Origin of the sequence: Micromonospora citrea, from assembly GCF_900090315.1 — a bacterium.
Taxonomy (GTDB): domain Bacteria; phylum Actinomycetota; class Actinomycetes; order Mycobacteriales; family Micromonosporaceae; genus Micromonospora; species Micromonospora citrea.
Genome location: NZ_FMHZ01000002.1, coordinates 5,149,575 through 5,172,784, shown reverse-complemented (window position 1 = coordinate 5,172,784; position 23,210 = coordinate 5,149,575). Strand labels below are relative to the sequence as shown.

Genomic DNA, 23,210 nt, shown 5'->3' with positions numbered 1-23,210 from the left:
GCGACGAGGGCCCGTGTTCCGCTGGACGTGGCGGGCACGGGCCCTCGACGTCACCTGCCGGTCACCCGCGGTCGGGACGCTCCCGGAGTCAAGGAGAGAAACCGGACTCCCGGGAGGATTTCGTGGCCCTGTCCCGACGTACCATCCTGCTCGCCGGCGCGGCGGTCGGCGCGGCCGGCGCGGTCACCGCCCTGCCCGGGCCGGCGGGCGCCGAGCCCGCCGGCCCCGCGCCGTCCGGCGGCACCCGGCGGCTGCCGTACCCGTTCACCCTGGGGGTGGCCTCCGGCGACCCCGACCACGACGGCTTCGTGCTCTGGACCCGGCTGGCGCCACGCCCGCTGGCCGAGGACGGCCTGGGCGGGATGCCCGACCGGGTCGTCCCGGTGCAGTGGCAGCTGGCCGCCGACGAGCGGTTCCGGCACGTCGTCCGGCGGGGCGTGGCGTGGGCCCGGCCCGGGGCGGCGCACAGCGTGCACGTCGAACTGGACGGGCTGCTGCCCGGCCGGGAGTACTTCTACCGGTTCCGGGCCGAGGGCCACCTGTCGCCGGTCGGCCGCACCCGCACCGCCCCCGCGCCGTGGAGCCTGCCGGCCGCCCTGGCGATGGGCTTCGCCTCCTGCTCCCAGTACGAGCACGGCTGGTTCACCGCCTACCGGCGGCTGGCCGAGACCGAGCCGGAGCTGATCCTGCACCTCGGCGACTACCAGTACGAGTACGCGAAGGACACGTACAACGTCCCGGGCGGCAACCCGCGCGACCACGAGGGCCCGGAGACCCGGACGCTGGCCAACTACCGGCAGCGGCACGCCCAGTACAAGACCGACGCCGACCTGCAGGCCGCGCACGCCGTCGCGCCCTGGGTGGTGGTCTTCGACGACCACGAGGTGGAGAACAACTGGGCCGACGAGACGCCCGAGGCGCCGGACCCGGACTTCGCCGCCCGACGCGCGGCGGCCTTCCAGGCGTACTACGAGAACATGCCGCTGCGCCGGACCTCGGTGCCGCGCGGCATCGACATGCAGCTCTACCGGCGGGTGCGCTGGGGCCGGCTGGCCACCTTCCACATGCTCGACACCCGGCAGTACCGCGACGACCAGGCCTGCGGCGACGGCTACCGCAACTGCGCGGCGGCCGCCGACCCGGCCCGGTCGATCACGGGCGCGGAGCAGGAGGCGTGGCTGCTGGACGGCTTCCGCCGCTCCGACGCCCGCTGGGACGTCCTCGGCCAACAGGTCTTCTTCGCCCAGCGGGACAACAACGCCGGGCCGCTGACGGTCACCAGCATGGACGCCTGGGACGGGTACGTCGCCTCCCGGGACCGGATCACCCGGGGCTGGCTGGCCGCCGGCGTGCGCAACCCGGTGGTGCTGACCGGCGACGTGCACGCGCACTGGGCCAGCGACCTCAAGCTGGACTACGCCGACCCGACCTCCCGCACGGTCGGCAGCGAGCTGGTCTGCTCCTCGATCACCTCGGGCGGGGACGGCGCCGACTCGGCGACCGGCTCGCACCCCTGGCTGGCGTTCAACCCGCACCTGCGGTTCCAGAACAACCTGCGCGGCTACGTCCGCACCACGATCACCCCGGACCGGCTCACCGCCGACTTCGACGTGCTGCCGTACGTCAGCCGACCGGGAGCCCCGGCGCACACCCGGGCCACCTTCGTGATCGAGGACCGCGTGCCCGGCCTGCACATGGTGGCGGACAACCCGCTGCCGGCGGCCTCGGCGCGCGGCGCGGCGCCCGGGGGCGACCCGGGCCGCCGGACGGTCGAGGCGGAGACCGTCCGGCCCTGATCCGGCCCGGCCGCCCCGCCGCCCCAAGCGCCAGGCGGGGCGGTCAGCCGGGCAGGAAGGAGAAGCGGACCTTGCGGGTCGGGTTGTCGCCGTTGGTGTCGACCAGGCAGAGCGACTGCCAGGTGCCCAGCGCCAGCCGCCCGTCGAGCACGGGGAGCGTCGCGTAGGGAGGCACGAACGCCGGCAGCACGTGGTCGCGTCCGTGCCCGGGCGAGCCGTGCCGGTGCCGCCAGCGGTCGTCGGTCGGCAGCAGGTCGTCGAGCGCGGTGAGCAGGTCGTCGTCGGAGCCGGAGCCGGTCTCGACGATCGCCAGCCCGGCCGTGGCGTGCGGGACGAAGACGTGCAGCAGGCCGTCGCCCTGCCCGGCGACGAACCGCTCGGCCTCGGCGGTGATGTCCCGGACGGTCGGCCGGGAGCCGGTCTGGACCGTGATCAGCTCACTGCGCATACGACGCATTCTGCCCGAGCGGGTCAGAAGCCGCCCCCGGAGTCCCCGCCGCCGGACCAGCCGCCCCCGGAGTCCCCGCCGAGCGGCGCCACCCGCCTGTCCATGCCGGCGCCACGGGAGGGCGGGGGCAAGGCGTTCCGCGCCCGTTCGGGGCCCGGGCCGCCGGTCGCGGAAAGTTACCGGCGGGTACCTGTGTTGAGCGTCGCGTCTCGGGGCGGTGGGCGTGACGGGGGGTGCCACCAGGGGGCAGGATGGCGCTAGAGACCTATCCCACACAGAACCGAGGGAACGCCTGTGGCTACGGAACGCAAGCGCCCGGTGATCACCGCTGGTCTGCCGAGCCAGCTTCCGGACATCGACCCTGAAGAGACCAGCGAATGGGTCGAGTCGCTCGACGGTGTCATCGACGAACGCGGGAACAAGCGCGCCCGCTACGTCATGCTGCGCCTGCTGGAGCGGGCCCGCGAGCGCCAGGTCGGGGTGCCGTCGCTGACCACCACCGACTACATCAACACCATCCCGCCGGAGCGCGAGCCGTGGTTCCCGGGTGACGAGCACGTGGAGCGGCGGATCCGGGCGTACGTCCGGTGGAACGCGGCCATGCTGGTGCACCGGGCGCAGCGCCCCGAGATCGGCGTCGGCGGGCACATCTCCACCTTCGCCAGCTCGGCCTCGCTCTACGAGGTGGGCTTCAACCACTTCTTCCGGGGCAAGGACCACCCGGGCGGCGGCGACCACATCTTCTACCAGGGCCACGCCTCCCCCGGCATGTACGCGCGGGCGTTCCTCGAGGGCCGGCTGACCGAGCACCAGCTCGACGGGTTCCGCCAGGAGCTGTCCCACCCGGGCGGCGGCCTGCCGTCGTACCCGCACCCGCGGCTGATGCCGGACTTCTGGGAGTTCCCGACGGTCTCCATGGGCCTGGGCGGGCTCAACGCGATCTACCAGGCGCGGTTCAACCGCTACCTGCACCACCGGGGCATCAAGGACACCTCGGACCAGCACGTCTGGGCGTACCTCGGCGACGGCGAGATGGACGAGCCCGAGACGCTCGGCGCGATCGGCGTGGCCGCCCGCGAGGAGCTGGACAACCTCACCTTCGTGATCAACTGCAACCTCCAGCGGCTCGACGGGCCGGTGCGCGGCAACGGCAAGGTCATGCAGGAGCTGGAGGCGTTCTTCCGGGGCGCCGGCTGGAACGTCATCAAGGTGGTCTGGGGCCGCGAGTGGGACCCGCTGCTGGCGGCGGACACCGACGGCGCGCTGGTCAACCTGATGAACACCACGCCCGACGGCGACTACCAGACCTACAAGGCGGAGTCCGGCGCGTACGTCCGGGAGCACTTCTTCGGCCGCGACCCGCGGACCCGCAAGATGGTCGAGCACCTCAGCGACGACGAGATCTGGAACCTCAAGCGGGGCGGGCACGACTACCGCAAGCTCTACGCTGCCTACAAGGCGGCGATGGAGCACACCGGCCAGCCGACCGTGATCCTGGCAAAGACGATCAAGGGCTGGACGCTGGGCTCGCACTTCGAGGGCCGCAACGCCACGCACCAGATGAAGAAGCTGACGCTGGAGGACCTGAAGACCTTCCGCGACCGCCTCTACCTGGACATCCCGGACAAGGCGCTGGAGGACAACCCCTACCTGCCGCCGTACTACACGCCGGGCGAGAAGTCCGACGAGATCGCCTACCTGCGCGAGCGCCGCCAGCAGCTCGGCGGCTACCTGCCGTCGCGCCGGCCGGGGAGCAAGCGGCTGGCGATCCCCGGCCCGGAGCGCTTCGCCGACGTCAAGCGCGGCTCGGGCAAGCAGAAGGTGGCCACCACCATGGCCTTCGTCCGCCTGCTCAAGGACGTGATGAAGGACAAGGAGTTCGGCAAGCGCTGGGTGCCGATCATCCCGGACGAGGCCCGTACCTTCGGCATGGACTCGCTCTTCCCGACGCAGAAGATCTACTCCCCGCACGGCCAGCGCTACACCTCGGTCGACCGGGAGCTGTTCCTGTCGTACAAGGAGGCCGTCGGCGGGCAGATCCTGCACGAGGGCATCAACGAGGCCGGCTCGGTCGCCTCGTTCACCGCGGCCGGCTCGGCGTACGCCACGCACGACGAGCCGATGATCCCGATGTACATCTTCTACTCGATGTTCGGGTTCCAGCGCACCGCCGACGGGCTGTGGGCCGCCGCCGACCAGATGGCCCGGGGCTTCCTGCTCGGCGCCACCGCCGGCCGCACCACGCTCAACGGCGAGGGCCTGCAGCACGAGGACGGCCACTCGCTCCTGATCGCCGCCACCAACCCGGCGGTGGTCGCGTACGACCCGGCGTTCGCCTTCGAGATCGCGCACATCCTCGAGAACGGCCTGCACCGGATGTACGGGGACGCGCAGGAGAACGTCTTCTACTACCTGACGGTCTACAACGAGCCGATCCTGCAGCCGGCCGAGCCGGCGGACGTGGACGTCGAAGGGCTGCTCAAGGGGATCTACCGCTACTCCCCCGCCCCGTCGGTGGGTGACGACGCCCCGAAGGCCAACGTGCTCGCCTCGGGCACCGGCATGCAGTGGGCGCTCAAGGCGCAGCAGTTGCTCGCCCAGGACTGGGGCGTGGCCGCCGACGTCTGGTCGGTGACCTCCTGGACTGAGCTGCGCCGCGACGCCGTGGAGTGCGAGGAGCACAACCTGCTCAACCCGGGCGCGGAGCAGCGGGTGCCCTACGTCCAGCAGAAGCTGGCCGACGCCGAGGGCCCGAAGGTCGCGGTCAGCGACTGGATGCGCGCCGTGCCGGACCTGATCGCCCGCTGGGTGCCGGGCGACTACACCTCGCTGGGCACGGACGGGTTCGGCATGTCCGACACCCGGCACGCCCTGCGCCGGCACTTCCACGTCGACGCCGAGTCGGTGGTGGTGGCGACGCTGCGGCAGCTCGCCCTGCGCGGCGCGGTGCCGGCGAACGTCCCCGCCGAGGCGGCCAAGAAGTACGCCATCGAGGACGTCAACGCCGCCCCGGTCGGCGAGACCGGCGGCGACAGCTAGGTCACGCCCGGGACTGACGGGTGAGGGCCCGGCACGGTGGACACCGTGCCGGGCCCTTCGTCGTACGCAGCGGTCAGCCCTCCGCGAGGGTCGCGGCGGTGGCCCGCAGCCGGTCGCCGGCGCCGGTCAGCACCGGCTCGCCGTGCCCGAAACAGGCCACGTCGGAGTCGAGCGCGGCGAGCCGACGGAACGCCGCGGCGGTGCGGGTCCGGTCGAGGTGGAACACCCCGAAGACGACCTCACCGCCGTGCCCGGCGGCCACGTCGCCGGTGAACAGGACGCGGTGGCGGGGCAGGTGGACCGCGATGCTGCCGTCGGTGTGCCCGGGCACGGCGAGCACCTGCGCGCCGTCGCCGAAGTCCAGCACGTCGCCGTCGGAGACCTCCCGGTCCACCCGCACCGGCGGGGCCGGCGGGAGCCCGGCGGCGACCTGGGCGTGCAGGCCGCGTTCGAAGTCGGTGAAGTTCGGCGGCGGGCCGGGCCGCTCGCCGCGCAGCACGGGCGCCTCCCGGGCGTGCGCGACGACCTCCACGTCACCCCACGCGGCCACCTCCGCCGCCGCCCCGGCATGGTCGTCGTGGAAGTGGGTGAGCACCAGTCGGCGCAGGTCGGTCGGGGCGAGGCCGAGGCCGCGCAGGGCCGCCTCGATCGCCGGCCCGGACCCGGCGGGACCGGCGTCGACCAGGGTCGCGCCGTCCTCGTCCGCCCAGAGGTAGGCCTGGTAGCGGCCGAGGGGGATCCGGTGCAGGCGGGGACGGAGCCGTTCGCTGCTCATCCTCGCAGCGTAGGCAGCGGGGGCCGCCGTTCCGACGATCATCTGCTGTCGGCAGAACGCCGGATGACGCGGAGCCGGTGATGGCCCGGAGTCCCTGGCGGGGACACCGGGCCACCATCGTCGCGCGGGTGGCGCCAGGACCGGCCCGGTCAGCCGACGGCGGCCAGATCGGTCAGCCGGGCGAGCGACTCCTCCAGGTCGGCGCCGACCCTGCGCAGGCCGAGGCGGAGCAGGGCGGCCTTGACCGGGCCGGCGGGCCAGCGCACGACGATGAGCCGCACGATCGTCCCGCCCTCCTCCTCGTCGGCGGTGAGCTGGACGTAGATCTCGGTGCGCGCCTCCGCTCGTGCACCGGCGCCCTTGGCGCGTTCGCGCCAGCCGATCAGGGTCGGCTCCTGGTAGGCGATCACCTCTGCCTCATGCGCCGCGCCACGCCCGGCCTGGACGAGTTGTCGGCGCCCGAAGCCCTCTCCCGAGAGCACCTCGGCCGCGCGGACCCCCGCCAGCCAGGCCGGCAACTGCTCGGCCCGCTGCACGACGTCCCAGACCGCTTCCACCGGCGCCATCACGTGCGCACTGCGTTCCACGAGGATCATTTCCGTCTTTCCTCCAGTGAGGACATCCCACGATATCGGCACTCTATGCGCAAATTCGGACGTACCTGGACGGGTTCGGAAAAGACACGCCGAAATCCATTGCGCTGCCGGGCGGGAAGGCCTATGGCGCATCGATCGACGGCGCTCTAGAGTCGCGAACACGATTCACGTACGCCGGGAGGGCGCATGTCGACCGCAGCGATGCCCGAGTTCCCCGCCGGATTCCGCTGGGGAGTGTCCACCTCCGCCTACCAGATCGAGGGCGGCGTCGACGCCGACGGTCGGGGGCCGTCCATCTGGGACACCTTCGCCCGCTCCCCCGGCCGGATCGCCGACGGCAGCACCGGCGACGTGGCCTGCGACCACTACCACCGGCACGCCGAGGACGTCGCGCTGCTGGCCGGGCTGGGCGTCTCGGCGTACCGCTTCTCGATCGCCTGGCCCCGGGTGCGGCCCACCGGCGACGGCCCGGTCAACGCCGCCGGGCTGGACTTCTACGACCGGCTCGTCGACGACCTGCTCGCCCACGGCGTCGACCCCGTCGCCACCCTGTTCCACTGGGACCTGCCCCAGCCGCTGGAGGACGCCGGCGGCTGGCTGGCCCGGGACACCGCCCACCGCTTCGCCGAGTACGCCGACGCGACCGCCGCCCGCCTCGGCGACCGGGTGAAGCTCTGGATCACCCTCAACGAGCCGTTCATCCACATGAGCCTCGGCCACGGCACGGGCGAACACGCCCCCGGCCGCACGCTGCTCTTCGACGCGTTCCCGGTGGCCCACCACCAACTCCTCGGCCACGGTCTCGCCGTGGCGGCGCTGCGGGCGCGCACCGCGAGCCCGGTCGCCATCGCGAACAACTACTCGCCCGTCCGGCCGGCCGGGGACACCGACGCCGACCGGGCGGCCGCCGCGGCGTACGAGGCGCTGCACAACCGCCTCTTCACCGACCCGCTGCTCGGCCGGGGCTACCCCGACGAGCTGGGCTTCGACACCGCCGTGGTGCGCGCGGGCGACCTCGACGTGATCGCCGCCCCGATCGACGTGCTGGGCGTCAACTACTACAACCCGACCGGCGTACGCGCCCCGGCCGAGGGCTCGCCGCTACCGTTCGAGTTCGTGCCGCTCGACGGCTACCCGCGCACCGCGTTCGACTGGCCGGTCGCCCCCGACGGGCTGCGCGAACTGCTCGGCTGGCTGCGCCGCACGTACGCCGACGACCTGCCGCCGATCCAGGTCACCGAGAGCGGCTGCGCGTACGACGACGCCCCCGACGCGGACGGCCGGGTGCACGACCCGGAGCGGATCGCGTACCTCGACGGGCACCTGCGGGCCGTGCGCGCCGCCATCGCCGACGGCGTGGACGTGACCGGCTACTTCGTCTGGTCGCTGCTGGACAACTGGGAGTGGGCGGAGGGCTTCACCAAGCGCTTCGGCCTGGTGCACGTCGACTTCGACACCCAGGCCCGCACCCCCAAGTCCTCGTACGCCTGGTTCCGTGACCTGATCTCCCGGCCGTGACCACGGTCGACCCGACGCCCGCGTCGCTGCCGGCGGCGCTCGCCGAGCCGACCGCGCCGGTGCGGCGGGGCTGGGTCGCGCTGCTCTCCGCCGCGAACCTCGGGGTCTGGATGGCGTTCTTCACGCCGATCCAGGTGCTGCTGCCCCAGCAGGTGGAACGGATCGCGCCGGCCGACAAGGAGGCCGCGCTCGCCGTGGTCACCGGCGTGGGCGCGCTGGCCGCGGTGCTCGCCAACCCCCTCGCCGGGGCCCTGTCGGACCGCACCTGCCTGCGGCTGGCCGGGCGGGAGTTCGGCCGCCGGCACGCCTGGACGGCCGGCGGGGCGCTGCTCGGCGCGGCGGCGCTGGTGCTGCTCGCGCAGCAACGCACCGTCGCCGGCGTCGCGCTCGGCTGGGTCGCCGCCCAGGTCTGCCTCAACGCGATGCTGGCCAGCCTGACCGCCGCCGTGCCGGACCGGGTGCCGGTCGCCCAGCGCGGCGGCGTCTCCGGCTGGGTCGGCATCCCACAGGCGCTGGGTCTGGTGCTGGGGGTGGTGCTGGTCACCGCCCTGGTCACCGGCACCACCGCCGGCTACCTGGCGGTGGCCGCCGCGGTACTGCTGCTGTCGCTGCCGTTCGCGGCGCTCACCGCCGACGACCCGCTGCCCCGGGCGCACCGGCCGGCGCTGCGCCCCCGCGCGCTGCTCGCCTCGATGTGGGTGTCGCCCCGCCGCCACCCCGACTTCGGCTGGGCCTGGATCACCCGGTTCCTGGTCCAGCTCGGCAACGCGCTTGGCACGCTCTACCTGCTCTACTTCCTCACCGACGAGGTGCGCCACGTCGACCCCGAAGGGGGCCTGCTGGTGCTGATCCTGCTCTACACGGCCGGCCTGGCGGGCACCACGGTGGTCGCCGGGCGGCTGTCGGACCGCAGCGGCCGGCGGAAGGTCTTCGTGATAACCGCCGGCGGGATCATGGCGGTCGCCGCGCTGCTGCTCGCCGTCGCGCCGGTCTGGCCGGCGGCCGTGGCCGCCGCGCTGCTGCTCGGCGCCGGCTACGGCGTCTACCTGTCGGTTGACGCCGCGCTGATCACCCAGGTGCTGCCAGCCGCGACCGACCGGGCCAAGGACCTCGGCGTGATCAACATCGCCAACTCGGCCCCGCAGGTGCTCGGTCCGGCGATCTCCGCCCCGCTCGTGGTGCACCTCGGCGGCTACCCCGTGCTGTACGCGGCCACGGCGGCGGTCACCGTGCTGGGCAGCGTGCTGGTGCTGAAGATCCGCTCCGTGCCCTGAGGTCCCACCCCTGGCCGAATCCGGTCGCGCGCCGCCGTAGGCTGGGGGACGTGACGGTACGTGTACGCTTCGCCCCTTCCCCGACCGGTATGTTCCACGTCGGCGGCGCCCGCTCCGCGCTGCAGAACTGGATCTACGCCAAGCAGCAGGGCGGGGTGTTCGTGCTCCGCATCGAGGACACCGACGCGGCCCGCAACAAGCCGGAGTGGACCGAGGGCATCCTCTCGGCGCTGGACTGGATCGGCATCGAGCGCGGCAGCTACGAGGGCCCGTACTTCCAGTCCGAGTACGCGGGCGAGCACCGGGCCGCCGCCGCGCGGCTGCACGAGTCCGGCCGGGCGTACTACTGCGACTGCACCCGGGAGGCCGTGCAGGCCCGCACCGGCTCGCAGTACCAGGGCTACGACGGCTTCTGCCGCGACCGGGGCCTGCCGGCCGGCGAGGGTCGCGCACTGCGCTTCCGTACGCCCGACGAGGGCGAGACCGTGGTGGTCGACCTGATCCGCGGCGAGCCGACGTTCGAGAACAAGCTGATCGAGGACTTCGTCATCGCCCGGGGCGACGGCTCGCCGGTCTTCCTGCTCGCCAACGTGGTCGACGACATGACCATGGGGATCACCCACGTGATCCGCGCCGAGGAACACCTGCCCAACACCCCCAAGCAGCAGCTCCTCTGGGACGCCCTCGGCGTCAAGCCGCCGGTCTGGGCGCACGTGCCGGTGGTGGTCAACGAGAAGCGGCAGAAGCTCTCCAAGCGCCGCGACAAGGTGGCCTTGGAGGCGTTCCGGGACGAGGGCTACCTGGCCGACGCGATGCGCAACTACCTGATGCTGCTCGGCTGGGCGCCGTCGGGCGACCGGGAGATCGTGCCCTGGTCCGTCGTCGAGGAGGAGTACCGGCTGGAGGAGGTGAACCCCTCGCCGGCGTTCTTCGACGAGAAGAAGCTGCGCGCGTTCAACGGGGAGTACATCCGGGCCCTGCCGGTGGAGGAGTTCGTCGAGGCCTGCCGGCCGTGGCTGACCGGAACCGGCACCATCGCCCCGCCGCCGTGGCAGCCCGAGGAGTTCGACGCGGACGCCTTCGCGGCCGTGGCCCCGCTGGCGCAGACCCGGATCGCGCTGCTCAGCGAGATCGTGCCGAACGTCGACTTCCTCTTCCTCGCCGCGCCGCTGATCGACGAGGCCGCCTGGGCCAAGGCGATGAAGGAGGGCTCGGCGGAGCTGCTGGACGCCGCCACGGCGGCGTTCGAGGCGCTGGAGTCCTGGGACGCGGAGACGCTGAAGTCGACGCTGGAGGCGGTGGGCGCCGAGCGCGGCCTGAAGCTCGGCAAGGCCCAGGCGCCGGTGCGCGTGGCGGTCACCGGCCGCACCGTCGGGCTGCCGCTGTTCGAGTCGCTGGAGGTGCTCGGCCGCGAGCGCACCCTCAGCCGGCTGCGCGCCGCCCGGGTCCGCCTGGTCTGACCGCGGGCGGCCCGCGTCGCGGCGCCCCGACGGCGTCGGCGGGCCGGGCCCCCTCCGCCGGGTCACGTCGCCCTGTCACCGCGCACGCGGCAGGGCAGAAGGGGTCCGGCGGGGCCGCGCGGCCCGACGGCGGTCGCGCCAGCCGCGGCCGGCGCGGCGGCAGCCGCCTCAGCCGCGGCCGGCGCGGCGGCGCAGCAGGAGACCGGCGGCGAGGGCGGCGAGCAGCACCGCGCCGCCCAGCGCCCAGAGCCAGCCCCGCCCGCCCGACGCCGTGCGCTCGTCGGCCGCCGACGCCGCGGAGCCGCTGGGGCTCGCGCTCGGCGCGGCCGGCGCGGCCGTCGACGGCGACCCCGACGGTACGGCGGCGGCCGGGGCGCCGGCCGACGCCGAGGGGTCGGCGGGGGTGCCGGTGGTCAGGGTGAAGCGCACCTCGCCGGAGACGGGGTGCCCGTCGCTGGACGCCAGCCGGTAGCCGACGACGTACAGGCCCGCCGGGCCCGGCTTGAACGGGACGCTCACCCGGGAGCCGGAGAAGGTGGGCGCGCCGCCGAGGGCGACCACGTCGTCCGGCCCGGTGACTGTGATCTTCGTCGTGCCCGGGTCCGGCTTCGCCAGGAAGCGGAGCTCGATCCGGGTGGGGGCCTGCGCCACCCGGGCGCCGTTGCGCGGATCGCTGCCGGTCAGCGAGTTGTGCGCCGCGGCCGGCGCGGCCGGCAGCAACGACACACCGAGCGCCACGCCGACCACCACTGGCCAGGTACGCGCCACTCGTGGGACCCTGCCCCCCATGAACCCCTCCGTAAAGGTACGATCCGCCCGCTGATCAACGGCTGCCGCTCATTGGTCGGGCCGGGATCGCAGATAGTTCCAATTACTGTTCCACGAGCTGCAACAGATCGACGTAATGCGGAGTCTTGAGAGTGGCGCCCGTCGCGTGCGGATTCGGTCACTCCGTCGGCCAGTCAACGCGTGACCTGCAGCAAGCCATCCATCGAACGGGGCGAGGAGGCGGCGATGGTCCGGACGATGCGGCGACTGGTCGCGGGGCTGGCGGGTGGGCTCGCGGCGACGGTGCTGTCGCTCGGCCTCGCCACGGCGGCGAAGGCGGCGCCGAAGCCGCCGGCAGGGGTGGAGATCACGGGCGAGGGTCTCGCCGAGCCGCTGCGGCTGCGCGCCGACGCCCACCCGGCCCACGTGGTGGCGATCATCGACCAGGTCAGCTTCCTCGGTCGCACCGGGCAGGCCAGCGGCCCCAAGGCGGCCGACCTCGGTCCGAAGTACACGGTCGTGGTGTACGCCGGTGACGTGCCGAAGCAGACCTACGACCTCTACCCGAAGGCGGTCGGCGGGCCGCGGGTCTACCGGCCGGCCAAGCAGCCGGATTCCCGCAAGACCGCCGCGGGGTGGTTCCTCGGCCGGCTCAGCATGTCGGAGACGCTGCGCACCGCCGGAGTGCCGCTGGAGCGGCAGCTCGACACGGTCACCGGCGGCGTCGGCGGCGGTGAGCGGGTCATCCCGGAGGATGCGCTCAACCCGGCGAAGGACATCGACGAGGCCCTCGGCGAGCTGCAGCGGCTGCTGCTGCTCAACGGGGCGGTGGTGCTGGTGATCACGTCCGGCCTCGCCGGGATCGCCCTGCTGGTCCGCCGCCGCACCCGCTGACCCGCGACCCCCGGCCCGCCGCGCCACCCTCCGGCGGGCGGGGCGGCGGGTCAGCCCTCCAGGGCGACCCGCCCCGGGCTGCCCCGCCCCACCGGTAGGTGCGCGTCGGCGGCCCGGGCCGGCGGCAGCGTCCGCGCCACAGTGGACGGCCGACCGTCCGGCGTCGACCAGGCGTCAGCGGCCGGGCGGCCTCCCCGTGGTCAGCACCAGCGCCGTGGCGGTCGCTCACGGCGCACGGCGCGCTGCCGGGGGCGGACCGGGCCGTGCCGGTGTGCGCCCGCCCAGCCGGGCAGGTCACTGCGGCAGCCCCGCGCCGCGGCCGGCTCGGACTCGCCGGGCAGGGCCGCCTCGGCGGCGCGCTGCCGGGGCACCGGGGCCTCGTCGTCGGCGCGCTCCGGCCCGCGGCCGGGTGCCTCCGGCGTGTGCGCCGGGAACCCGCCGGGCAGTCGACGGTGGTGCTTGGCGGCCCCCTGCTGCTCGTGGTGGCCCGTCCGGCAGGGCTCGCCCTGGGCGCAGCCGTGCTCGGCCTCCCCGTGCGCCATCCGGTCTCCTCACGCTCGCACGCCCGCCGGGGTCGCCCCGACGTGCCCTGACACCGTACTGGCCGGCACCGACGGGCCGTGCAGCCGGACCCGGGTCAGCGGCGCGCCCGGCGCGGGAAGATCGTCTCCCGGAGGGTCCCCCTCCGACGGCCCTCGCCGACCCGCCCGGTCGCGGGGCGCGGGGCCGGGGAGCGGGCACGGGCGCGGGGCCGGGGAGCGGGCGCGGGGCCGGGGAGCGGGCGCGGGCGGGCGCGGGGCCGGCGTACATCTTTGGGTGTGGGTGGGGCGGGGCGGGGTCGTCCGCGGGTCGGAGCCCGCCCGGCGGCGGATGTGGTGGGATCGGGCCATGCGAGCGCCGACGTGGCTCGGGCCCGGCACGGCCGGCCGGGACCTGCTGCTCGCCGCCGCGTCCCTGGCCGGCGGCGGGGTCATGTACGGCCTGGGCACGCAGCCGCAGCTGTCCTGGCAACCGACGGTGCCCGAGCCGCTGTTCCTGCTGCCGCTGCTGGTGACCTGCGTGGCGGTGGGCCTGCGCCGGGTGGCCACCCGGACCAGCCTGACGCTCGGCACGGTGGCGGTGGTCGCCGACCTCGCGATGGGCGGCTCGCTGGCCACGGTCCTCGTCTACACGCAGGTGCTCTACGACGCGTGCGTGTTCGGTTCGGCGCGGACCTGGCGCTGGCTGCTGCGGGTCATGGTCGGGTTGAGCGTGCTCGCCACGGCGGTGGGGGTGCTGGTGGTCGGCGACTGGCGGGGCGTCGGCTTCGGGGCGCCGGTGGTGCTGGCCGGGGTGCTGCCGGTGCTCACCGGGATCAGCGTGCGGCAGTACCGGGACCAGGCGGCGGCGGAGCGGGCCCGGGCCGAGCAGACGGCCCGGCTGGTGGAGCTGGACCGGCGGCAGGCGGTGAGCGCGGAACGGGCCCGGATGGCCCGGGAGCTGCACGACGTGATCGCCAACCACCTGAGCGCGGTGGCCATCCACGCCACTGCCGCGCTCTCCGTGCCGGGCCTCGACCCGGCCCAGGTCCGGTCGGCGCTGCGGGTGATCCGGGAGAACAGCGTGCAGGGGCTGGCCGAGATGCGGCAGATGATCGGCCTGCTCCGGGAGCCGGCGGAGCCCGGGCGGGCCGTGGACGCCACGGACGAGTCGACCCGGGCGCGGCTGAGCGAGGTGGACGGGCTGGTCGACCGGGCCCGCGCGGCCGGGCTGGCGGTCCGGGTGACCCGGCGCGGCGAGCCCCGCCCCCTGCCGGTCGGCGTGGACCTGGCCGCGTACCGGATCGTGCAGGAGTCGCTGACCAACGCGCTCAAGCACGGCGCCGGCGAGGCAGACCTGCTGGTCGCGTACGAGCCGACGGGGGTGGTGGTGGACGTGGACAACCCGGTCGGCGCCGCCGGTGGCGCGCCGACCGGCGCGGGCGCCGGCCTGATCGGGATGCGGGAACGGGCGGTGCTGCTCGACGGCCGGTTCTCGGCCGGACCGGCGCGGGGCCGCTGGCGGGTACGGGTGGAGCTGCCGACGGGGGCGGCTCAGTGAGGGGACGGGACGTGGCATGGCCGACGTGATCCGGGTGCTGCTCGCCGACGACCAGCCGGCGGTGCGGGCGGGGCTGGCGCTGATCCTGGCCGGCGCGCCCGGCGTGGCCGTGGTGGGCGAGGCCGACGACGGCGTGGAGGCCGTCCGGCTCTGCCGCGAGCTGCGCCCCGACGTGGCGGTCGTGGACGTGCGGATGCCCCGGCTGGACGGCATCTCGGCCACCCGGGAGATCGTCGCCGACCGGCTCGCCGACGTGCTGGTGCTCACCACCTTCGACCTCGACGAGTACGTCTTCGGGGCGCTGCGCGCCGGCGCGGCCGGCTTCGTGCTGAAGGACACCGACGCCGAGGGGCTGGTGGCGGCGGTGCGGACGGTCGCCCGGGGCGAGGGGTTCATCGCCCCTGCGGTGACCCGCCGCCTGATCACCGCGTTCGCGGCGACCGCGCCGGCCGCCTCCGGCGCGACCCGGGCGGCGGTGGACGCGCTGACCCCGCGGGAACGCGACGTGCTGGCCTGCCTCGGGCTCGGGCTGTCCAACCAGCAGATCGCCGACCGGCTGGCGCTGGCGGAGAGCACCACCAAGACGCACGTCAGCCGGATCCTCGCCAAGCTGGAGCTGCGCAGCCGGGTGCAGGCCGCCATCCTGGCCCAGGAGCTGGGCCTGCCCGCTCCCCCGCCGGCCTGACCCGGCCCGCCCGCCGAGCCGGCCCCGCCCCCGCCCCCGCCCACCGAGCCGGCCCCGCCCCGCCCACCGGGCCGGCCCCGTCGGCGGCCGGTGGCGGCCGACGGGGCGCCGCCCGGCGGGAAGCCGCAGGTCGGGACGTGTCAGGCTGGAGCGGTGAGCGAACCGGGCGGTACGGAGCTGTCGGCCACGCTGCGCCGGATCGAGCGGGCGGCGGGGGCGCTGGCCACCGCCAGCGTGGCCCGGATGGACGAGACCCTGCCCTGGTTCCGCGACCTGCCGGCCGACCACCGCTCGTGGGTGATGCTGGTGGCCCAGGCCGGCGCCCGGTCGCTGGTGCAGTGGCTGCGCGACGGCGGCGGCACGGCGGACAGCACCCAGGAGGTCTCCGACGAGGTCTTCGCCACCGCGCCGCAGGCGCTGGCCCGCTCGATCAGCCTCCAGCAGACGGTGGCGCTGATCAAGGTGATGATCGACGTCGTCGAGGAGCAGGTCTCCCACCTGGCCGCGCCCGGCGAGGAGCAGCAGCTGCGTGAGGCGGTGCTGCGGTTCTCGCGGGAGATCGCCTTCGCCGCCGCCCGGGTGTACGCCCGCGCCGCCGAGTCCCGCGGCTCGTGGGACGCCCGGTTGCAGGCGCTGCTGGTGGACGCGCTGCTGCGGGGCGACTCGCCGGACGTGCTGGCCAGCCGGGCGGCGGCGCTCGGCTGGGCGGACGCCCCGCCGGTGGCGGTGGCGGTCGGCCGCTCCCCCGGCGGCGAGGTCTCCGCCGTGCTGCACACCGTGCACCGGCAGGCCCGGCGCATCGGCGCGGAGGTGATCGGCGGGGTGCACGGCGACCGACTGGTCATCGTGCTCGGGGGCGCCGCCGACCCGGTCGCGGCCACCGGCAAGCTGCTCGGCGCGTTCGGGGACGGGCCGGTGGTGGTGGGCCCGGCCGTGCCGAGCCTCGACGAGGCGACCGAGTCGGCGCGGGCGGCGCTCGCCGGCTTCCGCGCCGCGCCCGCCTGGCCGACCGCGCCCCGGCCGGTGCCGGCGGGCGACCTGCTGCCCGAACGGGCGCTGGCCGGTGACGCGGAGGCGCGCCGGCGGCTGCGGCACGACGTATACGCCGCGCTCGTGCGGGCCGGCGGGGAGCTGCTGGAGACCCTGGACGCGTTCTTCGCGGCCGGCGGCACGCTGGAGAGCGCCGCGCGCGCCCTCTTCGTGCACCCGAACACGGTGCGCTACCGGCTGCGGCGGGTCGCGGACGTGACCGGCTTCTCGCCGCTCGCCGCGCGGGACGCGTTCGCGCTCCAGGTCGCGCTCACCGTCGGCCGGCTCGACCCGGTGGTCCCGGTGGTCCCAACCCAGACAATGGCCCCAGCCGCCCGGAAAACATCACAGTCAGGTGACGATCACCGCCGATCTTTGTAGGAACCCTCCAAAGGTCCTAGTGCGGTTTGGTCGGGCGCCGCACAGCGCTACCCGCGCGTATCCGGGAGAGTCATAGGCGTGCTCGCCGTACTCTCTCCCGGCCAGGGTTCCCAGAAACCCGGCTTCCTGACTCCCTGGCTCGACCTGACCGGCGCCGAGGCGCGCCTGCGCTGGTGGTCGGCACTGGCCGGAGTCGACCTGGTGCACCTCGGCACCGCGGCCGACGCCGACGAGATCAAGGACACCGCCCGCACCCAGCCACTGCTGGTCGCGGCGGCGCTGCTCGCCGCCGAGCACCTGCCCATGTACGACGTCACCGTCACCGCCGGCCACAGCGTCGGCGAGCTGGGTGCCGCCGCGCTCGCCGGGGTGCTCCCGGCGGAGGCGGCGATCACCCTCGCCGGCGTACGCGGCCGGGAGATGGCCGCCGCCTGCGCGCTGGAGCCGACCGGGATGGCCGCCGTGCTGGGCGGCGACCCGGACGAGGTGCTCGCCACGATCGCCGCGCACGGGCTGCACCCGGCCAACCGCAACGGCGCCGGCCAGTTCGTCGCCGCCGGCGCGGTGGCCGGGCTGGACAAGCTCGCCGCCGAGCCGCCCGCGAAGGCCCGGGTGATCCGCCTCAAGGTGGCCGGCGCGTTCCACACCCCGTACATGGCCCCCGCCGAGGCGGCGCTCGCCGCGGTCGCCGCCGGGATCACCCCCGCCGACCCGACCCGGATCCTGCTGTCCAACCTCGACGGGGCCGCGGTCGGCCACGGGCGGGACATGCTGCAGCGCCTGGTCCGGCAGGTGACCGCGCCGGTGCGCTGGGACCTGTGCATGCGCACGCTGGCCGATCTCGGGGTGACCGGCGTGATCGAGCTGCCCCCGGCGGGCACCCTGGCGGGCCTGGTCAAGCGGGAGCTCAAGGAGAGCGGCCTTCCGGAGATCGTCACCCTCAACACCCCGGACGACCTGCCCGCCGCGCGGGACCTGGTCGCCCGGCACGGGATGGCGCCGAGCCACGAGCCGACCATGCAGTTCCGCGTGGTGGTGTCCCCGTCGGCCGGCACCTTCGAGCCGGCGCCCGGCCTCGCCGAGGGTGACACCCTCGACGCCGGGCGGGTCGTCGGCCACATCGCCACCCGGCAGGGCCCGGTCGAGGTGACCGCGCACGGCAGCGGGGTGCTCACCGAGTGGCTCGCCCACCACGACGACCCGGTCGCGCCGGGCCAACCGCTCGTCCGCATCGGAGGTCACGCATGACCGGCAGCCGCATCCTCGCCCTGGGGCACTACCAGCCCTCCCGGGTGGTCACCAACGACGAGATCGCCCAACTGGTGGAGACCAGCGACGAGTGGATCCGCGACCGGGTCGGCATCGTCACCCGGCGGATCGCCGACGGCGAGTCGGTCGCCGACATGGCCGCCGCCGCCGCCGGCAAGGCGCTGGCCAACTCCGGCCTCACCGCCGCCGACATCGACCTGGTCGTGGTCGCCACCTGCAGCTCCGTGGACCGCAGCCCCAACGTGGCCTGCCGGGTCGCCGCCAAGCTCGGCATCACCGCGCCCGGGGCGTACGACATCAACACGGCCTGCTCCGGCTTCGCCTACGCGCTGGGCACCGTGGACCACGCCGTGCGGGCCGGCGCCTCGCGCAACGCCCTGGTGATCGGCGCGGAGAAGCTCTCCGACATCACCGACTGGACCGACCGCTCCACCTGCATCATCTTCGCCGACGGCGCGGGCGCCGCCGTGGTGACGGCCACCGCCGAGGGCGAGCCCGCCGGCATCGGCCCGGTGGTGTGGGGCTCGGCCCCGGAGAAGAGCGACGCGGTACGCATCGAGGGCTGGCGGCCGTACATCCAGCAGGAGGGGCAGTCGGTCTTCCGCTGGGCCACCACGGAGCTGGCGCCGCTGGCCCGGCAGGCGTGCGAGCGCGCCGGGGTGGACCCGTCGGAGCTGGCCGCCTTCGTGCCGCACCAGGCCAACACCCGGATCATCGACGGCATCGTGAAGCGGCTCGGCATCCCGGACGCGATCATCGCGAAGGACATCGTCGAGTCCGGCAACACCTCGGCGGCGAGCGTGCCGCTGGCCCTGTCCAAGCTGGTCGAGCGGCGGGAGGTGCCCTCCGGCGCCCCGGTGCTGCTCTTCGGCTTCGGCGGCGGCCTGACGTACGCCGGTCAGGTCGTCCGCTGCCCCTGAAGCCCCTCCGGCGCGCGGCGCCGGAGAGTGACGGCCGGCGTCGTCGGCCGTCGAGTGAAACCGATGAGAGGAACCCAACCGCAATGACCCGTGACGAGATCACCGCCGGCCTCGCCGAGATCCTCGAAGAGGTTGCCGGGGTGAACCCGGACGACGTGGCCGAGGGGAAGTCCTTCACCGACGACCTGGACGTCGACTCGCTCTCCATGGTGGAGGTCGTGGTGGCGGCCGAGGAGAAGTTCGGCGTCAAGATCCCGGACAACGAGGTGCAGAACCTGAAGACCGTCGGGGACGCCGTCAGCTACATCGAGGCGCAGTCCTGATCATGACGCACACCGACGTCGTCGTCACCGGGCTCGGCGCGACCACCCCACTGGGCGGGGACGTCGCGTCGACCTGGGACGCCATGGTCGCCGGCCGCTCCGGGGTGAGCACGCTCACCCAGGAGTGGGCGGAGCAGTTGCCGGTCCGGATCGCCGCCCAGCTCGCGGTCGATCCGACCGGCCTGCTCGACAGGGTCAAGCTGCGCCGGCTGGACCGCTCCGAGGCGATCGCCATCATCGCGGCGCAGCAGGCCTGGGCGGACGCCGGCCTGGCCGACTCCGGGCTGGACCCGGACCGGCTGGGCGTCAGCGTCGGCTCGGGCATCGGCGGCGCCCTGACCCTGCTCGCCCAGGACGACGTCCTGGAGGCGTCCGGGCCGCGCCGGGTCTCCCCGCACACCATCCCGATGCTGATGCCGAACGGCCCCGCCGCCTGGGTGGGCCTGGAGCTCGGCGCGCGGGCGGGGGTGCACTCGGTGGCCAGCGCCTGCGCGACCGGCGCCGAGGCGATCGCGCTCGGCCTGGACATGATCCGGGCCGGCCGCGCGGACGTGGTGGTGGCCGGCGGCACCGAGGCGGTCATCCACCCGCTGCCGATCGCCGGCTTCAGCTCGATGCGGGCGATGTCGACCCGCAACGACGAGCCGGAGCGGGCCTCCCGGCCGTGGGACAAGGGCCGCGACGGCTTCGTGCTCGGCGAGGGCGCGGGCGTGCTGGTGCTGGAGCGCGCCGAGCACGCCGCCGCGCGGGGCGCCCGGGTCTACGCCCGGCTGGCCGGCGCCGGCATCACCAGCGACGGCTACGACATCGTGCAGCCGCACCCGGAGGGGGCGGGCGCGATCCGGGCCATCGCCAAGGCGATCGCCGACGCGGACGTCGCCCGGACCGACATCACGCACGTCAACGCGCACGCCACGTCGACCCCGGTCGGCGACATCGCGGAGATCAAGGCGCTGCACGAGGCGCTCGGCGACCACCCGGTGCTCTCCTCCACCAAGTCGATGTCCGGGCACCTGCTGGGCGCGGCGGGCGCGCTGGAGTCGATCGCCACCATCCTGGCGATCCGCGACGGCGTCGTCCCCCCGACGATCAACCTCGACGAGCCGGACGACGGCCTGACCCTGGACGTGGCCGCCAACAAGGCGCGCCACATGGACATCCCCGCCGCGCTGAACAACTCCTTCGGCTTCGGCGGGCACAACGTGGCTCTCGTCTTCACGCGGGCCTGAGACCACAGCCTTGGAGGCTCACGTGACCACCACCGCCGTTGGCGTGGACACATCATCCGCCGTGGACTACCGAGATCCGGAGTCGCGGCTGCGGGGCCTGTTCGACGCCGGTTCGCTGCGGTTGATGGCGCCGCGGGACACGTCCGGCGTCCTGTGGGCGCGGGGCGAGATCGACGGCACGCCGACGATCGCGTACGCCACCGACGCCACCAGGATGGGCGGGGCGATGGGCACCGAGGGGTGCCGGCACGTCGTCGACGCCATCGACACCGCCGTGCGGGAGCGGGTGCCGGTGCTGGGCCTGTGGCACTCCGGCGGCGCCCGGCTGGCCGAGGGCGTGGTGGCCCTCGACGCGGTGGGCCAGGTGTTCGCCGCGATGGTGCGCGCGTCGGGGCGGGTGCCGCAGATCTCGGTGGTGCTGGGCCCGGCGGCCGGCGGCGCGGCGTACGGGCCGGCGCTGACCGACATCGTGGTGATGAGCGGGGCGGGCCGGATCTTCGTCACCGGCCCGGAGGTGGTGCGCAGCGTCACCGGCGAGCAGGTGGACATGGAGCGGCTGGGCGGGCCGGAGCCGCACGGCCGCCGCTCCGGCGTGGTCCACGTGACCTGCTCCGACGACGAGTCGGCCCTGGCCGAGTCCCGGCGGCTCGCCGCGCTGCTCGGCCGGCAGGGCAGGCTCTCCCCGGACGACGTGACCGACGGCGACGGCGGGCACGACCTGACCGCGAAGATGCCCGCCGAGCCCAACCGGGCCTACGACGTCAAGCCGGTGGTCAAGGCGCTGCTGGACGCCCCCGGGGTGGAGCTGCACGCCAAGTGGGCGCCGAACGTGGTGACCACGCTGGGCCGCTTCGCCGGCCGTACGGTCGGGGTGATCGCCAACAACCCGCTGCGCCTGGGCGGCTGCCTGGACGCCTCCAGCGCCGAGAAGGCGGCCCGGTTCGTGCGGATGTGCGACTCCCTCGGCGTGCCGCTGATCGTGCTCGTCGACGTGCCCGGCTACCTGCCCGGCCTCGGCCAGGAGTGGGACGGCGTGGTACGCCGCGGCGCGAAGCTGCTGCACGCCTTCGCCGAGGCGGTGGTGCCGCGGGTGACCCTGGTGACCCGCAAGGCCTACGGTGGGGCGTACATCGCGATGAACTCCCGCTCCCTGGGCGCGACGGCCGTGTTCGCCTGGCCGAACGCGGAGGTCGCGGTGATGGGCGCCAGCGCGGCGGTGAACATCCTGCACCGCAGGAGGCTCGCCGCCGCACCGGCCGAGGAGCGGGAGGCGCTGCGCGCCCAGTTGATCGAGGAGCAGACCCGCGTCGCGGGCGGCGTCAACCGCGCCCTGGAGATCGGCGTGGTGGACGACGTGATCACGCCGGCGGAGACCCGTCGCCGGATCGCCGAGGCGCTCGCCGCCGCACCGGCGGCCCGGGGCGCGCACGGCAACATCCCGCTGTAGCCGCACGTACCGTCGAGGGGCCCGCGCTCGCCGAGCGCGGGCCCCTCGCGTCGCTCAGCCCCGGTTGCGCGGGTGCTGGCGGGCGGCCCGCTCGTTGCCCCGACGGTAGTTGCCGGTCCACCGGGCCATCACGAGCTGCGGATCGTCGTCGACCTCGGCGAGGAACTCCGCCGCCCGGCCGCCGCGCAGCGTGCCCGCCGCCCGCCCGTTGTGGGTGATCACCACCGTGCCGTCCGACCGTTCGACGTACGCGAAACCCTGTGCCGTTCCCATGTCCGCAGAGGGTGCCAGGCGCGGCGGGCGGACGCCATCCGGATTTCCGGGTTGACTCTCCAGCGGCTGGAGACGGGAGGCTCTTCGTCGTGGACGACCGCACCGAACTGTTCACCATCGGGCAGCTCGCCCGGCGGACCGGCCTGTCGGTCCGGACCATCCGCTTCTGGTCCGACCTCGACCTGCTGCCACCGACGGCCCGGTCCGCCGGCGGCTACCGGCTCTACGACGCGGCGGCCGTGGCCCGGCTGGACCTCGTGCGCAGCCTGCGGGAGCTGGGCATCGGCCTGGACGACGTCCGCCGCGTCCTGCACCGGCGGACGAGCGTCCGGGAGGTGGCGCGGGCGCACGTCAGCGCCCTGGACGCGGAGATCCGGGCGCTGCGCCTGCGCCGGGCGGTGCTGCGGTCGGTCGCCCGACGTGGCAGCACGACCGAGGAGTTGAGACTGATGAACGACCTGGCCCGCCTCTCCGCCCGGGAGCGGCAGCAGATCATCGACGACTTCGTCGCCGAGGTGTTCGCCGGCGTCGAGCCCGGCCCCGAGGGCGAGGGGCTGGCCCGGGCGATGCGGACGCTCCCGGCCGACCTGCCGGACGAGCCCACCGACGAGGAGGTGGACGCCTGGGTCGAGCTGGCCGAACTGGTCGCCGACCCGGCCTTCCGCCAACGGGTCCGCGCGATGGCGGTCGCCGGCGCCGAGGGCGCCGCCACCCCGCCCCCACAGCCGCTGTCCTCGATCGAGTCGGCGCGCGCCGCGCTCGATGCCGGCATCGCGCCGGATTCGGCGCGGGCGCGGGCCGTGCTCGACGAGATGGTCGATCCGGGGCTGTCCCGGCGCGAGCGGCTGGCGCTCGCGGACGACATCGAGGCGTTCACCGACCGACGGGTGGAGCGGTACTGGCAGCTCATCGGCGTACTCAACCGGCGGCCACCGTTCCCGCCCGCGGTTCCGGCGGTGGAGTGGCTGGTCGCCGCCCTGCGCGCGGCGGCCCAGGTCTGACCGGCG

At 74.8% G+C, this 23,210-nt stretch carries 21 protein-coding genes; 15 read left to right on the top strand and 6 right to left on the bottom strand.

Annotated features, from left to right (window positions below; all coding sequences use genetic code 11):
* Positions 1 to 122 precede the first annotated feature (122 nt).
* The gene (locus tag GA0070606_RS23715; protein WP_091104375.1) at positions 123 to 1,796 is read left to right on the top strand and encodes an alkaline phosphatase D family protein; all 1,674 of its coding nucleotides are present in this window, start codon (positions 123 to 125) and stop codon (positions 1,794 to 1,796) included.
* A gap of 43 nt (positions 1,797 to 1,839) precedes the next feature.
* Here the strand turns inward: GA0070606_RS23715 and GA0070606_RS23710 are convergent, their stop codons facing one another.
* Positions 1,840 to 2,244 carry a YjbQ family protein gene (locus GA0070606_RS23710; protein WP_091104373.1) on the bottom strand — a complete coding sequence of 135 codons (405 nt, stop codon included), beginning with the start codon at positions 2,242 to 2,244 and terminating at the stop codon, positions 1,840 to 1,842.
* A 294-nt stretch (positions 2,245 to 2,538) separates the two neighbouring features.
* Between GA0070606_RS23710 and aceE the strand changes: the two genes are divergently transcribed.
* A complete protein-coding gene (aceE, locus tag GA0070606_RS23705; RefSeq protein WP_091104372.1) occupies positions 2,539 to 5,283 on the top strand; it encodes a pyruvate dehydrogenase (acetyl-transferring), homodimeric type in 2,745 nt (914 codons plus the stop codon).
* A gap of 73 nt (positions 5,284 to 5,356) precedes the next feature.
* Here the strand turns inward: aceE and GA0070606_RS23700 are convergent, their stop codons facing one another.
* Together GA0070606_RS23700 and GA0070606_RS23695 are read right to left on the bottom strand one after the other, a co-directional pair.
* Complete coding sequence (locus GA0070606_RS23700; protein ID WP_091104369.1) at positions 5,357 to 6,058, bottom strand: MBL fold metallo-hydrolase; 702 nt, start codon at positions 6,056 to 6,058, stop codon at positions 5,357 to 5,359.
* A gap of 149 nt (positions 6,059 to 6,207) precedes the next feature.
* The gene (locus GA0070606_RS23695; protein ID WP_091104367.1) at positions 6,208 to 6,654 is read right to left on the bottom strand and encodes an SRPBCC family protein; all 447 of its coding nucleotides are present in this window, start codon (positions 6,652 to 6,654) and stop codon (positions 6,208 to 6,210) included.
* Positions 6,655 to 6,840: 186 nt separating this feature from the next.
* Here GA0070606_RS23695 and GA0070606_RS23690 point away from each other — a divergent pair, with 186 nt between their 5' ends.
* The 3 genes from GA0070606_RS23690 to gltX are packed head-to-tail and all read left to right on the top strand — an operon-like array spanning position 6,841 to position 10,906.
* Positions 6,841 to 8,172: a GH1 family beta-glucosidase gene (locus GA0070606_RS23690; RefSeq protein WP_245724782.1), complete on the top strand. Its 1,332-nt coding sequence runs from the start codon at positions 6,841 to 6,843 to the stop codon at positions 8,170 to 8,172.
* On the top strand, positions 8,169 to 9,446 hold the full coding sequence (locus GA0070606_RS23685; RefSeq protein WP_091104366.1) for an MFS transporter: 1,278 nt from the start codon (positions 8,169 to 8,171) through the stop codon (positions 9,444 to 9,446). The genes GA0070606_RS23690 and GA0070606_RS23685 overlap by 4 nt, the downstream gene beginning before the upstream one ends.
* Positions 9,447 to 9,496: 50 nt before the next feature.
* Positions 9,497 to 10,906, top strand: a complete 1,410-nt coding sequence (gltX, locus tag GA0070606_RS23680) for a glutamate--tRNA ligase (RefSeq protein ID WP_091104365.1) — start codon at positions 9,497 to 9,499, stop codon at positions 10,904 to 10,906.
* 168 nt (positions 10,907 to 11,074) lie between these two features.
* Here the strand turns inward: gltX and GA0070606_RS23675 are convergent, their stop codons facing one another.
* On the bottom strand, positions 11,075 to 11,674 hold the full coding sequence (locus tag GA0070606_RS23675; protein WP_245724781.1) for a copper resistance CopC family protein: 600 nt from the start codon (positions 11,672 to 11,674) through the stop codon (positions 11,075 to 11,077).
* 246 nt (positions 11,675 to 11,920) lie between these two features.
* Between GA0070606_RS23675 and GA0070606_RS23670 the strand changes: the two genes are divergently transcribed.
* Positions 11,921 to 12,568 (top strand): hypothetical protein, encoded by a 648-nt coding sequence (locus GA0070606_RS23670; protein ID WP_091108085.1) that lies wholly within the window; start codon positions 11,921 to 11,923, stop codon positions 12,566 to 12,568.
* Positions 12,569 to 12,768: 200 nt separating this feature from the next.
* Here the strand turns inward: GA0070606_RS23670 and GA0070606_RS23665 are convergent, their stop codons facing one another.
* Entirely contained in the window at positions 12,769 to 13,110 is a 342-nt protein-coding gene (locus GA0070606_RS23665; RefSeq protein ID WP_091104357.1) for a hypothetical protein, read from the bottom strand.
* 346 nt (positions 13,111 to 13,456) lie between these two features.
* Here GA0070606_RS23665 and GA0070606_RS23660 point away from each other — a divergent pair, with 346 nt between their 5' ends.
* From GA0070606_RS23660 to GA0070606_RS23625, 8 genes are all read left to right on the top strand, one after another.
* Positions 13,457 to 14,647 (top strand): sensor histidine kinase, encoded by a 1,191-nt coding sequence (locus tag GA0070606_RS23660; protein WP_091104356.1) that lies wholly within the window; start codon positions 13,457 to 13,459, stop codon positions 14,645 to 14,647.
* A 16-nt stretch (positions 14,648 to 14,663) separates the two neighbouring features.
* Positions 14,664 to 15,332, top strand: a complete 669-nt coding sequence (locus GA0070606_RS23655) for a response regulator (RefSeq protein WP_091104355.1) — start codon at positions 14,664 to 14,666, stop codon at positions 15,330 to 15,332.
* A 90-nt stretch (positions 15,333 to 15,422) separates the two neighbouring features.
* Positions 15,423 to 16,742: a PucR family transcriptional regulator gene (locus GA0070606_RS23650; protein WP_425413068.1), complete on the top strand. Its 1,320-nt coding sequence runs from the start codon at positions 15,423 to 15,425 to the stop codon at positions 16,740 to 16,742.
* A 78-nt stretch (positions 16,743 to 16,820) separates the two neighbouring features.
* Entirely contained in the window at positions 16,821 to 17,990 is a 1,170-nt protein-coding gene (locus tag GA0070606_RS23645) for an acyltransferase domain-containing protein (protein WP_091104353.1), read from the top strand.
* Complete coding sequence (locus GA0070606_RS23640; RefSeq protein ID WP_091104352.1) at positions 17,987 to 18,931, top strand: beta-ketoacyl-ACP synthase III; 945 nt, start codon at positions 17,987 to 17,989, stop codon at positions 18,929 to 18,931. The genes GA0070606_RS23645 and GA0070606_RS23640 overlap by 4 nt, the downstream gene beginning before the upstream one ends.
* An 83-nt stretch (positions 18,932 to 19,014) precedes the next feature.
* Positions 19,015 to 19,254 (top strand): acyl carrier protein, encoded by a 240-nt coding sequence (locus GA0070606_RS23635; protein ID WP_007072348.1) that lies wholly within the window; start codon positions 19,015 to 19,017, stop codon positions 19,252 to 19,254.
* A gap of 2 nt (positions 19,255 to 19,256) precedes the next feature.
* Positions 19,257 to 20,483, top strand: coding sequence for a beta-ketoacyl-ACP synthase II (gene fabF / locus GA0070606_RS23630; RefSeq protein ID WP_091104351.1), 1,227 nt, complete (start codon positions 19,257 to 19,259; stop codon positions 20,481 to 20,483).
* Between the two features lie 10 nt (positions 20,484 to 20,493).
* Positions 20,494 to 21,930: an acyl-CoA carboxylase subunit beta gene (locus tag GA0070606_RS23625; RefSeq protein ID WP_425413067.1), complete on the top strand. Its 1,437-nt coding sequence runs from the start codon at positions 20,494 to 20,496 to the stop codon at positions 21,928 to 21,930.
* Positions 21,931 to 21,984: 54 nt separating this feature from the next.
* Here GA0070606_RS23625 and GA0070606_RS23620 read toward each other — a convergent pair whose 3' ends face one another.
* Positions 21,985 to 22,203 carry a hypothetical protein gene (locus GA0070606_RS23620; RefSeq protein WP_091104347.1) on the bottom strand — a complete coding sequence of 73 codons (219 nt, stop codon included), beginning with the start codon at positions 22,201 to 22,203 and terminating at the stop codon, positions 21,985 to 21,987.
* Positions 22,204 to 22,292: 89 nt separating this feature from the next.
* On the opposite strand from GA0070606_RS23620, the gene GA0070606_RS23615 reads away from it, so the two are divergent.
* Entirely contained in the window at positions 22,293 to 23,204 is a 912-nt protein-coding gene (locus GA0070606_RS23615; protein ID WP_091104345.1) for a helix-turn-helix domain-containing protein, read from the top strand.
* The last annotated feature ends 6 nt before the right edge of the window (positions 23,205 to 23,210 follow it).

Bases quoted from the DNA above. Each gene is read 5' to 3' on its own strand.
- GA0070606_RS23660 (WP_091104356.1), top strand. From the start codon at position 13,457: ATGCGAGCGCCGACGTGGCTCGGGCCCGGCACGGCCGGCCGGGACCTG.
- GA0070606_RS23690 (WP_245724782.1), top strand. From the start codon at position 6,841: ATGTCGACCGCAGCGATGCCCGAGTTCCCCGCCGGATTCCGCTGGGGA.
- fabF (WP_091104351.1), top strand. From the start codon at position 19,257: ATGACGCACACCGACGTCGTCGTCACCGGGCTCGGCGCGACCACCCCA.
- GA0070606_RS23620 (WP_091104347.1), bottom strand. From the start codon at position 22,203: ATGGGAACGGCACAGGGTTTCGCGTACGTCGAACGGTCGGACGGCACG.
- GA0070606_RS23635 (WP_007072348.1), top strand. From the start codon at position 19,015: ATGACCCGTGACGAGATCACCGCCGGCCTCGCCGAGATCCTCGAAGAG.
- GA0070606_RS23655 (WP_091104355.1), top strand. From the start codon at position 14,664: ATGGCCGACGTGATCCGGGTGCTGCTCGCCGACGACCAGCCGGCGGTG.
- GA0070606_RS23640 (WP_091104352.1), top strand. From the start codon at position 17,987: ATGACCGGCAGCCGCATCCTCGCCCTGGGGCACTACCAGCCCTCCCGG.
- GA0070606_RS23700 (WP_091104369.1), bottom strand. From the start codon at position 6,058: ATGAGCAGCGAACGGCTCCGTCCCCGCCTGCACCGGATCCCCCTCGGC.
- GA0070606_RS23695 (WP_091104367.1), bottom strand. From the start codon at position 6,654: ATGATCCTCGTGGAACGCAGTGCGCACGTGATGGCGCCGGTGGAAGCG.
- GA0070606_RS23710 (WP_091104373.1), bottom strand. From the start codon at position 2,244: ATGCGCAGTGAGCTGATCACGGTCCAGACCGGCTCCCGGCCGACCGTC.
- GA0070606_RS23670 (WP_091108085.1), top strand. From the start codon at position 11,921: ATGGTCCGGACGATGCGGCGACTGGTCGCGGGGCTGGCGGGTGGGCTC.
- GA0070606_RS23665 (WP_091104357.1), bottom strand. From the start codon at position 13,110: ATGGCGCACGGGGAGGCCGAGCACGGCTGCGCCCAGGGCGAGCCCTGC.